Origin of the sequence: Streptomyces kaniharaensis (genome assembly GCF_009569385.1) — a bacterium.
In the GTDB taxonomy this organism is placed as follows: domain Bacteria; phylum Actinomycetota; class Actinomycetes; order Streptomycetales; family Streptomycetaceae; genus Kitasatospora; species Kitasatospora kaniharaensis.
In genome coordinates this window covers 4,287,053-4,299,665 of the sequence record NZ_WBOF01000001.1, presented here as the reverse complement: position 1 = coordinate 4,299,665, position 12,613 = coordinate 4,287,053, and the positions used below count along the sequence as shown (strand labels likewise).

At 71.4% G+C, this 12,613-nt stretch carries 11 protein-coding genes and 1 tRNA gene; 6 read left to right on the top strand and 6 right to left on the bottom strand.

Going from position 1 to position 12,613, the window contains the following annotated elements; all coding sequences use genetic code 11:
* Nucleotides 1–10: 10 nt before the first annotated feature.
* The 3 genes from ettA to F7Q99_RS42620 form a co-directional block, all read right to left on the bottom strand.
* Nucleotides 11–1,675 carry an energy-dependent translational throttle protein EttA gene (gene ettA / locus F7Q99_RS19270; protein WP_326846869.1) on the bottom strand — a complete coding sequence of 555 codons (1,665 nt, stop codon included), beginning with the start codon at nucleotides 1,673–1,675 and terminating at the stop codon, nucleotides 11–13.
* Between the two features lie 203 nt (nucleotides 1,676–1,878).
* Entirely contained in the window at nucleotides 1,879–3,318 is a 1,440-nt protein-coding gene (locus F7Q99_RS19265; RefSeq protein ID WP_195911110.1) for a Cys-Gln thioester bond-forming surface protein, read from the bottom strand.
* Between the two features lie 354 nt (nucleotides 3,319–3,672).
* Nucleotides 3,673–4,281 carry a single-stranded DNA-binding protein gene (locus F7Q99_RS42620; protein ID WP_195911109.1) on the bottom strand — a complete coding sequence of 203 codons (609 nt, stop codon included), beginning with the start codon at nucleotides 4,279–4,281 and terminating at the stop codon, nucleotides 3,673–3,675.
* Between the two features lie 634 nt (nucleotides 4,282–4,915).
* Between F7Q99_RS42620 and F7Q99_RS19255 the strand changes: the two genes are divergently transcribed.
* Nucleotides 4,916–4,991 (top strand) — tRNA-Arg (locus tag F7Q99_RS19255).
* 285 nt (nucleotides 4,992–5,276) lie between these two features.
* Here the strand turns inward: F7Q99_RS19255 and F7Q99_RS19250 are convergent.
* A complete protein-coding gene (locus F7Q99_RS19250; RefSeq protein ID WP_153463071.1) occupies nucleotides 5,277–5,891 on the bottom strand; it encodes a TetR/AcrR family transcriptional regulator in 615 nt (204 codons plus the stop codon).
* 158 nt (nucleotides 5,892–6,049) lie between these two features.
* On the opposite strand from F7Q99_RS19250, the gene F7Q99_RS19245 reads away from it, so the two are divergent.
* On the top strand, nucleotides 6,050–6,598 hold the full coding sequence (locus F7Q99_RS19245; RefSeq protein WP_153463069.1) for a GNAT family N-acetyltransferase: 549 nt from the start codon (nucleotides 6,050–6,052) through the stop codon (nucleotides 6,596–6,598).
* 65 nt (nucleotides 6,599–6,663) lie between these two features.
* On the opposite strand, the gene F7Q99_RS19240 is transcribed toward F7Q99_RS19245, so the two are convergent.
* Nucleotides 6,664–8,151 carry an MFS transporter gene (locus F7Q99_RS19240; protein ID WP_230210261.1) on the bottom strand — a complete coding sequence of 496 codons (1,488 nt, stop codon included), beginning with the start codon at nucleotides 8,149–8,151 and terminating at the stop codon, nucleotides 6,664–6,666.
* Between the two features lie 169 nt (nucleotides 8,152–8,320).
* On the opposite strand from F7Q99_RS19240, the gene F7Q99_RS19235 reads away from it, so the two are divergent.
* From F7Q99_RS19235 to F7Q99_RS19225, 3 genes are all read left to right on the top strand, one after another.
* Nucleotides 8,321–9,010 (top strand): TetR/AcrR family transcriptional regulator, encoded by a 690-nt coding sequence (locus tag F7Q99_RS19235; protein ID WP_153463067.1) that lies wholly within the window; start codon nucleotides 8,321–8,323, stop codon nucleotides 9,008–9,010.
* 35 nt (nucleotides 9,011–9,045) lie between these two features.
* Nucleotides 9,046–9,855: an enoyl-CoA hydratase/isomerase family protein gene (locus F7Q99_RS19230; RefSeq protein WP_153463065.1), complete on the top strand. Its 810-nt coding sequence runs from the start codon at nucleotides 9,046–9,048 to the stop codon at nucleotides 9,853–9,855.
* A 157-nt stretch (nucleotides 9,856–10,012) separates the two neighbouring features.
* Complete coding sequence (locus F7Q99_RS19225; protein WP_230210260.1) at nucleotides 10,013–10,612, top strand: phosphatase PAP2 family protein; 600 nt, start codon at nucleotides 10,013–10,015, stop codon at nucleotides 10,610–10,612.
* Between the two features lie 3 nt (nucleotides 10,613–10,615).
* On the opposite strand, the gene F7Q99_RS19220 is transcribed toward F7Q99_RS19225, so the two are convergent.
* Nucleotides 10,616–11,839: an acyl-CoA dehydrogenase family protein gene (locus tag F7Q99_RS19220; RefSeq protein WP_407697804.1), complete on the bottom strand. Its 1,224-nt coding sequence runs from the start codon at nucleotides 11,837–11,839 to the stop codon at nucleotides 10,616–10,618.
* A gap of 124 nt (nucleotides 11,840–11,963) precedes the next feature.
* On the opposite strand from F7Q99_RS19220, the gene F7Q99_RS19215 reads away from it, so the two are divergent.
* Nucleotides 11,964–12,593, top strand: a complete 630-nt coding sequence (locus F7Q99_RS19215; RefSeq protein ID WP_153463063.1) for a TetR family transcriptional regulator — start codon at nucleotides 11,964–11,966, stop codon at nucleotides 12,591–12,593.
* Nucleotides 12,594–12,613: the final 20 nt, after the last annotated feature.

Sequence of the window (12,613 nt, the reverse complement as noted above, 5' to 3'; positions counted from 1 at the left end):
CAGCTGGGTGTCAGCCTCGGGTCAGCTTCTTGTAGGTGGCCCGGTGCGGACGGGCGGCGTCGGCGCCCAGCCGCTCGATCTTGTTCTTCTCGTACGACTCGAAGTTGCCCTCGAACCAGAACCACTTGCTCTCGCCCTCGTAGGCGAGGATGTGGGTGGCCACCCGGTCGAGGAACCAGCGGTCGTGGGAGATGACCACGGCGCAGCCGGGGAACTCCAGCAGGGCGTTCTCCAGCGAGGAGAGCGTCTCGACGTCGAGGTCGTTGGTGGGCTCGTCGAGGAGCAGCAGGTTGCCGCCCTGCTTGAGGGTGAGCGCGAGGTTCAGGCGGTTGCGCTCACCGCCGGAGAGCACGCCGGCCGGCTTCTGCTGGTCCGGGCCCTTGAAGCCGAAGGCCGACACGTAGGCGCGGGAAGGCATCTCGACCTGGCCGACGTTGATCCAGTCCAGACCGTCGGAGACGACCTCCCAGAGGGTCTTCTTCGGGTCGATGTTGGAGCGGGTCTGGTCGACGTAGCTGATCTTGACGGTGTCGCCGACCTTGACCGTGCCGCTGTCCGGGGTCTCCAGGTCCTGGAGCATCTTGAACAGGGTGGTCTTGCCGGCGCCGTTCGGGCCGATGATGCCGACGATGCCGTTGCGCGGCAGGGTGAAGCTGAGGTCGTCGATCAGGACCTTCTCGCCGAAGGCCTTGTTGAGGTTCTCGACCTCGATGACGACGTTGCCCAGGCGCGGGCCCGGCGGGATCTGGATCTCCTCGAAGTCCAGCTTCCGCATCTTGTCGGCCTCGGCCGCCATCTCCTCGTAGCGGGCCAGGCGGGCCTTGGACTTCGCCTGGCGGCCCTTGGCGTTGGAGCGGACCCACTCCAGCTCTTCCTTGAGGCGCTTGGCGCGCTTGGCGTCCTTCTGCCCCTCGACCTTGAGACGGGACTGCTTGGTCTCCAGGTAGGTGGAGTAGTTGCCCTCGTAGCCGATGGCGCGGCCGCGGTCGAGCTCCAGGATCCAGCCGGCCACGTTGTCCAGGAAGTACCGGTCGTGGGTGACGGCGACGACGGTGCCCGCGTACTTGGCCAGGTGCTGCTCCAGCCAGTTCACCGACTCGGCGTCCAGGTGGTTGGTGGGCTCGTCGAGCAGCAGCAGGTCGGGGGCCTCCAGCAGCAGCTTGCAGAGCGCGACGCGGCGCTTCTCACCACCGGAGAGCTTGGTGACGGCCCAGTCGCCGGGCGGGCAGCCCAGGGCGTCCATGGCCTGCTCCAGCTGGGCGTCCAGGTCCCAGGCGTTGGCGTGGTCCAGGTCCTCCTGGAGCTTGCCCATCTCGTCGAGCAGTTCGTCCGAGTAGTCGGTGGCCATCAGCTCGGCGATCTCGTTGAAGCGGTTGAGCTTCCCCTTGATCTCCTTGACGCCGTCCTCGACGTTCTCCAGGACGGTCTTGGACTCGTCGAGCGGCGGCTCCTGGAGCAGCATGCCGACGGTGAAGCCGGGCGAGAGGAAGGCGTCGCCGTTGGAGGGCTGCTCCAGGCCGGCCATCATCTTGAGCACGGTGGACTTACCCGCGCCGTTGGGGCCCACGACGCCGATCTTCGCTCCGGGGAGGAAGCTGAGCGTCACGTCGTCAAGGATGACCTTGTCTCCGTGCGCCTTGCGCACCTTGCGCATCGTGTAGATGTATTCCGCCACGTGAGATCGCTCCGGCGTCGTCGGGAGTAATTCGGCTTGCAGCCTTCCATTGTGCCGCACCCGGCCGGGAGCCCCGAATCGCCCGGTTGGACCCCCACGGGGGTATCCGGCACGCGGCGCCGGAAGGCCGACGGCCCGGCTCCCCGCAGCGGGTGCGGGGAACCGGGCCGGGTTACTGCTTCAGGTCAGCGGCTGCTGCCGGTTCAGGCGGCGTTGCCACCGTGGCGGCCGCGGCGACGCAGGAAGAAGACCGCGGCACCACCGGCGACGACCAGGGCGCCGGCGACGCCCGCCACCAGCGGGGTGGAGTCATTGGCACCGGTCTGGGCCAGACCGCCGGTACCCGGGGCGGTGCTGGTGGGAGCCGGGGTCGGGTGACCGGCGGGGGTGCTGGCCGAGGTCGACGGGGTGCCCGGGGTGGTCGGGGTGGCGCTCGTGGTCGGGGTGGACGGGCCGGGGGTCGGCGTGCCGGTGCCCTTGCAGTCCAGGATGCCCTTGAAGTTGTTGGTGTAGCCGTTCGGGCCGGTGACGGTGATGTCGTAGGCGGCCTTGTTGGTGACCGGGACGACCACGCTCTCGGTCTTGCCCGGCTGGACGGTCAGGTCCTTGCCCGGCTTCACCGTGACGGTGCCGGCCTCGTCGCCGCCGTTGGCGACGGTAACGCGGACGCCGGAGTTCTCGCACTCGACCTGGGCGGTGCTGTCGAGCAGCGCGCCCTTGCCCTGCTTCCAGGTGGCCTTGGCGGTGGCGCTCACGCTGAGCTTGCTGGAACCGGCCAGGATCATGGTCTGGCTGTGCCGCTCGGGGGTGTAGCCCTCGCTGAGGAAGACCCGGCCGCTGGGCACGACGGTGTCGGCCGAGGCGGTCAGGGTGGCCGCGCCGTCCGGAGTGCCGGCCGGGACGTCCAGGAAGAGCTGGGTGTCCTTGGCGATCGGGCCGTTCAGGGCGCCGCCGACCTGCTTGCCGTCCTTGTCGAGCACCTTGACCTTGTCGGCGGCGGCACCGGACACCGCCAGGTTCACCTGGCCGGCGCTGGAGTTGAGCGTGAACGGGCCGAGCTTGGCGCCCGACTTGCCGGAGACGGACTCCGGGGCGAGGGTCAGCGAGGGCTTGGGCTCGGCGGCGATGCCCTTGTTCTTGTCGCCGATCAGGTAGTCGCGCAGCTGCTTGGCCTTGGGGCTCTGCGGGGTGGCGTTCTTGCCGTCCGAGAACTTCCAGATCGCGGCCTGGGTGCCGGCCGCGGCGTCCTCCTTGCTCAGCTGGCCGGTGACGCCGGCGTCCGTGGACAGCTTCTCCAGGTCGGTGACCTGCGGGTAGGAGTTCTCCAGGATCCAGCGGATCTTGGAGGCGTCCTGCGCCTTGTCCTTGCGACCGAGCGAGCTCGACTTCCAGTCCGACTCCTGGTACTTCGCCTGGCTGTCGAGGTACACCGGGTTGCCGAAGTCGATGCAGTAGGTCTGGAGTTCACCGTTGGACGTCTTGAGGGTGAACAGACCGCCCTCGACGGTGCCGCCGTCGACGTCGATCCTCTCGCCGAGCATGGTGTTCTCGACGACGGCGGTCACGCCGGCACCCGGTGCGGCCGCAGCCGCCGCACCGGCCGCGAGCAGACTCCCGCCCAGGGCGAGGCTGGTCGTGAGCATGACAGTGGCTATGCGGGGAAGACTCCGCCCCTGCGTCTGGAACATCTGGTTTCCCTCCGGGCCGGGCCTTGCCGATCGGCAGCCCGCCGACTTTCCGTGCCGCGCGTGCCCCATGTGGCGCCGCTGCGGGGTGTGAACCAGATCGATCCTATTGAGCCCCGTGAGCCCGCAAACCCCCATGCCAAATCAGGACGATTCCGTATCTGTATCGTTATCAATCCTCCCAATTTCCACACAAGCTGACGATCAAACAGAAACTCTCCGGAACTTTCCGTTAACCGATAGGCATTGTGCGTGCGGGCGCAACAACCGCCTCGATCTACATATTTGTCGACAGTTAAGGTCGACCCAACGTCAGGTCGGCGCCATCTGCGCTTCACCTTCAGTTCCCTTATTAGACACTCCGTCACCATCTTTGCATGGCCCGGCCGCCACCCCGGCCGACTCCGCGTCCGACTCCCCCGCAGCCGTCGCCGAGGCCAGCGCGGACGCCTTGCGCGCCGCCAGGGCGTCCGCGATCCACCCCGGCACCGCCTCGCCGTCGGGCTGCCCGCCGAGCTCCCCGCCGGCCGCCCCGGCAGCGGCCGGCGGATGCCCCCGCACCCCCGACGCCCAGCGGAACGCCGAGGTCCCGCGGGTGAGATCGTGCCCGACCGATCGCGCGTCGATCTCGACCCGGGTGCGCTTGAGCTCCCCCTCGACCCACTCCCGCACCCGCAGCCGGCCGCTCACCACCACCGGATCCCCCTTGGCGAGCGAGCCGATCAGATTCACCGCCAGCGCCCGCCAGGCCGTCACCGTCAGCCACTGCGTGTCACCGTCCATCCAGCACTCCCGCTGTCGGTCGTACCGCCGCTCGGTGGAGGCGAGTCGAAAGGTGGCCATCGGCACCCCGCTGCCCGTTTCGCCGTAGCTCACTTCCGTCGCGACATTGCCGATCACCGTCACCTGAGTCTCGCTCATGGCGCACTCTCCGTTCTCGCCGATGCACCGTACGGAATCGACGGCGTGAGTCGAGAGTGCGCTTCCCCGGAAATCCCCGCCAGCGCGTTCCGAAATCCTGTGGACAACTCGGCCTTGTGGAAAACCCCGGTCACTCGCAGGGGTGAATTTCGGCCTTCCGACCCCCCTCGCAGCCCACTTCTTCGCGGTCATGACAACATTCGAACCGCTCCCGCCCGCGGTCCGTACACCCCGGAACGCGGTCCGGCCGCCGTCCGCGCACGTCATCCGACCGAAGGAACCCGAATACGGCCCCCACCCGCGCCGGAGGCGGTACTTTCTCCGTGTCAAATCCATAACGGGTGGGGCGGCAGCCCCGTAACGACTGCACAACGTCCGGCGCGGAACACTGCCAGACCGCTGCACACACGGCCTTCACCTGCGATTATCGGACCGCCCCTTCGGGGCCGACACACCAACGACGGTGCTGTCGAACCCGACCGAGGAACGGACACCCTTATCCTGTCCCCGACAGGGCGAGGGCCCACCAACCCCCACACCCCGACCCTCGAGGTACGGGGCCGGACGCGGGCGCCCCACGCGCTCGTCGCCCGATCCCGGCAACGGTCACGCCCACCTGGGCGCCGTCCGTCCCGCCCCCATAGCTCAGCGGATAGAGCACCCGCCTTCTAAGCGGTAGGTCGCAGGTTCGAATCCTGCTGGGGGCGCCACCTGCCTTTTCCCGTCGGCCAACGCCGCGACGGACGCATTGCCGGTGCCCACGGCGGCCCGGGAAATCCCCGCACACTCACCGCGCATAACTCGTGACAATGCGTGTCATGGCCCCGGCGAAAACTCCACACAGCCAATCGGCGCCGGTTCGGGACCAAACGCGCCACGCCCGCCGAATGACGGAATTCGGGGCGAATCCCCCTCGAAGCCTCCTGCGGCCCCTCAAGTGCCGAGCCATGATCGCCGGGGCCCGACCGCCGGGCCCGACCCCTGGGCTTCGCCCGTCAGCCCGCGGCCAGCCCGGCCAGGTAGCCGTCCAGGAGCGCGGTCTGCCGCTCCGGCGGGAACTCCCCGGGCGCGAACAGCGCCTGCACCACCAGCCCCAGCACGAAGGCCTGCGCGGCCGCCGCGAGCGCGGCCGCGTCCGCCCCGGCCGGCAGCTCGCCGAGCCGCTGCGCGTCCGCGACGTGCCCCTCCAGCGCCTCGCGCGAGCGCCCGTACCGGCCCGCGTGGGCGGCGGCGAGCTCGGGGTCGGCGAGGGCGACGTCCCAGGAGCCGACCCAGATCCGGTTGCCGGCCACGGCCGCCTCGTCCAGCGGCAGGACGTCGAGCAGCGCCGCGCGCAGCCGGGCCAGCCCGGCGGGCGGCGGCGGGCTGCCGTCGGCGGGGGCGGTGCGCCGGGGACGGGAGCCGGAGCGCCGGTCCAGCTCCTCCAGCGCATGGCCCAGCAGCGCCCGCTTGTTGGGGAAGTAGTGCGTCAACAGACCCGTGGAAGCGCCCAGTTCGGCGGCCACCGCACGCAGGGTCAACCCCTCGAAGCCGCGCGAGGAGAGCACCCTCCAGACCCCCTCGGAGACCTCAGAGCGACGGGCGTCATGGTCTCCACGGGCTGGCGTCATGGGGGCTATCGTACATACCAAACGTTTGTTATGAATGATCTCCGGACCGGTCGCCGGACCGATCACGGGACCGATCGCCCGACGGATCACCGGACAGCCCACCAGACGGATCACAGGCGGCCCTCCCGCCGTCCCCGCACCCCGGAAAGGCCTCGCCCTTGTTTGCCGTACCGCTCGCCGAGAACGCCGAACTGCGCCCGCTGGAGCCGTGGCAGGCCCCCGAGTTCCTGGAGCACATCGACCGCGCGCGGGCCCACACCGACCCGTGGATCCCCTGGGCCACCTTCTCCACCGACCTCGACTCGGCCCGCGCCACCCTGCAGCGCTACGCCGACCGCCACAACGGCGACTCCGGCCGGATCTACGGCATCTGGCGGGACGGCACGCTGGTCGGCGGCGTGATGTTCGTGTCCTTCAGCACCCGGACCGGAGTCTGCGAGATCGGCGCCTGGACCGAGCCGGCCGGCGAGGGCGGCGGGCTGATCACCGCTGCCGTCCGGCTGCTGCTCGACCACGCCTTCACCACCCGGGGCCTGCACCGCGCCGAGTGGTGGTGCTCCTCCGCCAACGCCCGCAGCCGGGCCGTCGCCCAGCGGGTCGGCATGAAGCTGGACGGCACCCTGCGCGAGTGGTTCCTGCACAACGGGGTCCGCCACGACAAGGAGATCTGGTCGATGCTCGCGCCGGAGTGGAAGCCCCTGGCGTGACGCGACGGGGCCCGGCGGACCACAGGGGTCCACCGGGCCCGCACGAGGCGACAGGCTCGGGCCGTTCAGGCCGCGAGCACCGGCGGCTCCGGCACCTCCGCCTCCGTCGGGCGCAGCCGCAGCGCGAGCAGCAGCACCAGCGCCATCACCCCGCTCGCCGACAGGAAGACCACGTCGACGGCGTCCGTGAAGCTGCGCACCGCGTGCTCCCGGGCCGCCCCGGTCAGCGCCCGGACCGCGCCGAGCGGCCGGCCGGGCTCGCCGGCCGCGAAGACCCGGGCCAGCACGGTGCCGAAGAGCGCCGCGCCGACCGCGCTGCCGAGGGTCTGGAAGAACCGGATGCCGGTGGTCGCGACGCCGAGCTGGTGCCGCGGGGCGGCCTCCTGCACCAGGGTGATCAGCTGCCCGATCAGCTGGCCGAATCCGGCGCCGAGCAGGCCGAGTTCGGCGCCCACCGCCCACAGGCCGGTATCCGGCCCGCTGAGCCCGAGCAGGGCCAGGGCGAGCGCCGCGCAGCCGGCACCGGCCACCAGGAAGGTGCGCGGCGCGTGGCCGCGGGCGGTCAGCCGCCCGACCAGCAGGCCGATCGCGGTCATCCCCGCCGCCATCGGGATCAGGTAGAGGCTGGCCGAGGTCGGCGCGATCCCGCGGGCGATCTGCAGGTAGAGCATCACGTACATGATCGCGCCGGTCATGCCCATCCCGGCCAGGCCCTGGACGGCGAAGCCGAGCCGCACGAGGGGGATCCGGAACAGCGAGAGCGGCAGCACCGGGTCGGCGGCGGTGGCCTGGCGCCACAGGAAGAGGCCGAGTGCGGCGAGCGTGCCGACGGCGATCCCGAGGACGACCGGGGAGGTCCAGGCGTAGTCCTTGCCGCCCCACTCGGTGACCAGCAGCAGCCCGGTGGCGAAGGCGGCGGCGAGGGCGGCACCGGGGAAGTCGAGGCCGCGGCGCCCGGCGGCCGGCGGCAGCTTGATCACCAGGGCGGCGCCGACCAGGACGATCAGGCCGAGCGGCAGGTTGACGTAGAAGATCCAGCGCCAGCTCACGTGGTCGGTGAACAGCGCTCCGACCAGCGGGCCGACCGCCATGCCGAGGCCCGCGACGATCCCGCCCATTGCGCCGCCCTTGCCGGCGCCGCGCTCCTCCGGGTCCTTGAGGTGGGCGATGACCACCATCGTGACGCTCATCAGCCCGCCGCCGCCGACGCCCTGGAGGGCGCGGAAGGCGATCAGCTGCCCCATCGACTGCGCGGCCCCGCAGAGCGCCGAGCCGAGCAGGAAGGTGCCGACCGCGCCGAGCAGCACGCGCTTGGCGCCGTACACGTCGCAGAGCTTGCCGTAGAGCGGCAGCAGGGCGGTCGCGGCGAGGGCGAACGCGCTGACCAGCCAGGGCAGTCGGTCGATGCCGTGGACCGGGTCGAGTTCCCGGACGATCGGCACGGTGGCCGCCGACACGATGTTCGTGTCGAGGACGGCCAGAACGATCGTGACCAGGCAGAGCAGCATGCCCAGCTTGCGCTGGGCCGGTGTCATCAGGGCAGCGGGCGCCATCGGTGAGTCCCCCCGGGGGTCTTGGAGTTCGAGCCGGGCCGGTGCGGTCCGGCGGCACGTCCTCACCATGGCAGCCTTCTTGTACCGAGTCAATTCTTCAGCTCGGTCGATTATTCAGCCAAGGCAAACATTCATCCCGGATGATCTTTTGGCCTGGTACAGTCCTGCCATGGCGACGAACACCGGTTTCGACCTCGGCCCCGACCGCGACCTCGACGCGCTGCCCCTGCGCGAGCGCAAGAAGATCCGGACCGGCATCAGGATCTGGCGCACCGCCATCGGACTGTTCGCCGCGAAGGACTTCGACCAGGTCTCGGTGGCCGAGATCGCCGCTGCCGCAGACGTCTCCAAGATGACCGTCTTCAACTACTTCCCGACCAAGGAAGACCTGGTCATGGCCCCGATGGAGCAGCACCTCGGCGAGCCCGCCCGGGTGGTGCGCGAGCGCGCTCCGGGCACCTCGGCGGTGGCGGCGCTGCGCGATCACTACCTCGCGGCGCTCGCCGCGTTCGACCCGGCGACCGGCCTGAACGACGATCAGGTGGTCCTCGACGTGGTCCGGCTGGTCCACCGCACCCCGGCCCTGGCGATGCGCGCCGCCGCCGGATTCGGCCAGCAGGCCCAGGCCCAGCTCACCGCCGAACTGCTCGCCCAGGACCCGGCCCACGACGAGCTCACCGCCCAGGTCGCCGGCGCCCAACTCCTCGCCACCCGGCTGACCCTGACCACCGGCAACCAGCTCCGGATGCTGGCCGGCGAGCGCGCCGCCGACGCCCTGCCCGACGCCCTCGACCGGGCCCGGCGCGCCTTCGAGATGGTCGAACGGGGCCTCGGCGACTACTGCGCGGCCACCCCCTGAGAGAGTGGGCGCACCCACGACCACCGGAGGTGCGCATGGACCAGTCGCTGCTCACGCGGGACCGCTCCCCACTGCCCGCCCACGCCGACGGGCTGCACGCCTACGTCGGCGAGGACGGCGTCGCGGTGCTGGAGTTCGCCCGCCCGCACCGTCGCAACGCGGTGACGCTGGCGATCTGGCAGGCCCTGCCGAAGGTCCTGCTCCGGCTCGCCGAGCACGAGGGCGTGCGCGCCCTGCTGCTGACCGGCGCCGGCGGCACGTTCAGCGCGGGCGCCGACATCGCCGAACTCGCCGAGGTGTACGGCGATCCGGACCGCGCGGACGCCTACCACGCGATCAACGTCGCCGCCGAGGAGGCGCTGGCCGCCTTCCCGCACCCGACGATCGCCGCCGTCCGGGGTGCCTGCGTGGGCGGCGGCTGCCAGCTGGCCGTCGCCTGCGACCTTCGGTTCGTCGCCGAGGACGCGCGCCTGGGGATCACCCCGGCCAAGCTCGGCGTGGTCTACCCGGCGGTGCCGACCCTGCGGCTGGCCCGGCTGGTCGGCCCGGCACGCGCCAAGTACCTGCTGTTCTCAGGCGAGTTGGTGACGGGCCGGGACGCGCTGCCGCTGGGCCTCGCGGAGCGGGTCCTGCCGGACGCCGAACTGGACGCCGCGGCGCTGGAGTTCGCCCGGGTGCTGACCAGGCGCTCGACCCAGACGATCGGCGCGGTGAAGGCCGCCCTGGCCGTCCCGGAGGAGCGGGCGGCGCAGGCGCTGGCGCCGTGGGAGCGCCGGTCGCGGGAGTCCTCGGACGTGCCGGAGGGGCTGGCCGCGTTCCTGGAGGGCCGCCCGGCCCGGTTCTGATCCCCAAGTCGGGGCCTGGTCGCAGGCCTGGGTCCGGACCGGGCCCACGGACCGACCACCCGCGCGGCACACGTACGATCATGCGACCGGCACACGAGCCGCAGCGCCCGCCTCCCGACCCGATTTCCCGTCCCGATTTCCCGGAGCAGCCACCCCGATGACCGAGTCCGCGACCGCCCCCACCAGCAGGACGATCTGGGCCCGGCGGGTCACCGACGGCGTCGAGCCGAAGAACGTGATCATCGCGATGCTGCCGCTGCTCGGCGGCCTGCGCTACGGCTGGAAGGGCGTCGCCTGGGCGGCCTTCGCCGCGCTGTTCGCGGCCGTCATCCCGACCCTGTTCATCCAGCGCGGCATCCGCAAGGGCACCCTGGAGGACCGTCACGTCGGCCACCGGCAGCGCCGGCTGACGGTCATCCCGTTCATCATGGGCTCGGTCGCGACCAGCTTCGCGGTGATGCTCCGGCTGGACGCCCCGGCCGACCTGACCGCCATGGTGGCGGCCATGTTCGCCTCGCTGATCCCGATCCTGGTGATCACCGTGTGGTGGAAGGTGTCCGTGCACACGGCCGTCGCGAGCGGCGCGGTGATCTGCCTGGCGATCGCGCTCGGTCCGTGGTGGCTGCTGCTCTACCCGCTGGTCGCGGTGATCGGCTGGTCCCGGGTGGTGTTGCGGGACCACACCACCGCGCAGACGATCGTCGGCGCGATGGTGGGCGCGCTCACCGCCGGGCTCACCTTCTGGCTGGCCCGCTAGGGATCAGCGGATCGGCATCCCCGAGATCGCCCGGGCTATCACCAGCCGCTGGATCTCACTGGTCCCCTCGAAGATCGAGTAGATCGCGCTGTCCCGGTGCATCCGCTCCACCGGGTACTCGCGGGTGAAGCCGTTGCCGCCGAGGATCTGCATCGCCTGCGCGGTGACCCACTTGGCCGTCTCGCCCGCGTACAGCTTGGACATCGAGCCCTCGGCCGCGGTGAACGGCCGGTTGTTGGCGGCCATCCAGGACGCCCGCCACACCAGCAGCCGGGCGGCGTCGATCCGGGTCCGCATGTCGGCCAGCTGGAACGCCACGCCCTGGTTGTCGATGATCGGACGGCCGAACTGCTCGCGGGTCCCGGCGTAGTCCAGCGCCACCTCGTACGCGGCCCGGGCGATGCCGATCGCCTGCGCGCCGACGGCCGGGCGGGAGGCCTCGAAGGTGGCCATCGCCGCGTTGCCCCCGCCGCTCCTGCGGACGCCCTCTCGGGCCCGGGCCAGCCGCTCGTCCAGCTTCTCCTTGCCGCCGAGCAGGCAGCTGCCGGGCACCCGGACGTCGTCCAGCACGACCTCGGCGGTGTGCGAGGCGCGGATGCCGTGCTTCTTGAACTTCTGGCCCTGGCTCAGCCCGGGGGTGCCCGGCGGGACGACGAAGGACGCGTGGCCGCGGGCGCCGAGCTCCGGGTCGACGGTGGCGACCACGACGTGGACGGCGGCGATCCCGCCGTTGGTGGCCCAGGTCTTGGTGCCGTTCAGGACCCACTCGTCCTTGGCCTGGTCGTACACCGCGCGGGTGCGCAGCGCGGACACGTCGGAGCCGGCGTCCGGCTCGGAGGAGCAGAACGCGGCCACCTTGACGTCGTCCGGGGTGCCGAACATCTGCGGGGTCCAGGTGCCGATCTGCTCGTCGGTACCGTTGGCGAGCACCGCGACGGCGGCCAGCGTGGTGCCGACGATGGACAGGCCGATGCCCGCGTCGCCCCAGAACAGCTCCTCCATCGCGATCGGGATGCCGACGCCGGAGGGGTCGAAGTACTGCTGGGCGTAGAAGTCGAGCGAGTAGATGCCGAGCTTGGCGGCCTCCTGGATGACCGGCCAGGGCGTCTCCTCGCGCTCGTCCCACTCGGCCGCGGCGGGCCGGATGACGTCGGCGGCGAAGCCGTGGAGCCAGTCGCGTACGGCGATCTGGTCCGCACCCGGGTCCATCGAGAACGTGCTGCTCATGGTGCTTGCCTCCGAAGAAGGGGTACGGCCGACCGGGGTGTTACCTCGGGTAACATCGTCGGAGTCTGCTACTGATTGGTAACCGGTGTCAACGGTCCGTACCCCCGCACCCGAGGAGCAGCGCATGTCCCGAGAGCCCCGCCGAGAGCAGTTGCTCAACGCCGCCGACCGGGTCATCCAGCGCGAGGGCCCCGGCGCGAGCATGAACGCCATCGCCGCCGAGGCCGGCATCACCAAGCCGATCCTCTACCGGCACTTCGGCGACCGGAACGGCCTGATCCGGGCCCTGACCGAGCGCCACACCGGCGGCCTGCTGGCCGCCGTCCGGGCCGCCCTCGCCGAACCGCTGGAGCGCCGCGACCGGGTCGAGCACGTGCTGGACACCTACCTGGCCGGCATCGAGGCCCGCCCGCAGGTCTACCGGCTGCTCACCCACCCCGAACCCGGCGACCCGAGCGGCGCGGGCAACGCGCTCGCCCCCGCGCTCAAGCAGATCGCCGAGGAGATCACCCGGGCCGTGCAGAGCCAGGTCGACCTCGGCGCCGACCGCGACCTGCTCTCCGAGGCCTGGGGCCGGGGCATCACCGGCATGGTGCTGGCGGCCGGCGACTGGTGGCTGGAGACCAGGCCCTGCCCGCGCACCCGCATGGTGCAGGCCCTCGCCGACCTGCTCTGGGGCCGCCTCGCCGCCGCCGCGGACCTGCCGACCGCCGTCCTCCCGGCCGCACCCCTCGAACCGGCCAACGGCGACTGACCCCTTGTGCCGCCCGCCGC

Bases quoted from the DNA above. Each gene is read 5' to 3' on its own strand.
- F7Q99_RS19265 (WP_195911110.1), bottom strand. From the start codon at position 3,318: ATGCTCACGACCAGCCTCGCCCTGGGCGGGAGTCTGCTCGCGGCCGGT.
- F7Q99_RS42620 (WP_195911109.1), bottom strand. From the start codon at position 4,281: ATGAGCGAGACTCAGGTGACGGTGATCGGCAATGTCGCGACGGAAGTG.
- F7Q99_RS19250 (WP_153463071.1), bottom strand. From the start codon at position 5,891: ATGACGCCAGCCCGTGGAGACCATGACGCCCGTCGCTCTGAGGTCTCC.
- F7Q99_RS19240 (WP_230210261.1), bottom strand. From the start codon at position 8,151: ATGGCGCCCGCTGCCCTGATGACACCGGCCCAGCGCAAGCTGGGCATG.
- F7Q99_RS19235 (WP_153463067.1), top strand. From the start codon at position 8,321: ATGGCGACGAACACCGGTTTCGACCTCGGCCCCGACCGCGACCTCGAC.
- F7Q99_RS19230 (WP_153463065.1), top strand. From the start codon at position 9,046: ATGGACCAGTCGCTGCTCACGCGGGACCGCTCCCCACTGCCCGCCCAC.
- F7Q99_RS19225 (WP_230210260.1), top strand. From the start codon at position 10,013: ATGACCGAGTCCGCGACCGCCCCCACCAGCAGGACGATCTGGGCCCGG.
- F7Q99_RS19220 (WP_407697804.1), bottom strand. From the start codon at position 11,839: ATGAGCAGCACGTTCTCGATGGACCCGGGTGCGGACCAGATCGCCGTA.
- F7Q99_RS19215 (WP_153463063.1), top strand. From the start codon at position 11,964: ATGTCCCGAGAGCCCCGCCGAGAGCAGTTGCTCAACGCCGCCGACCGG.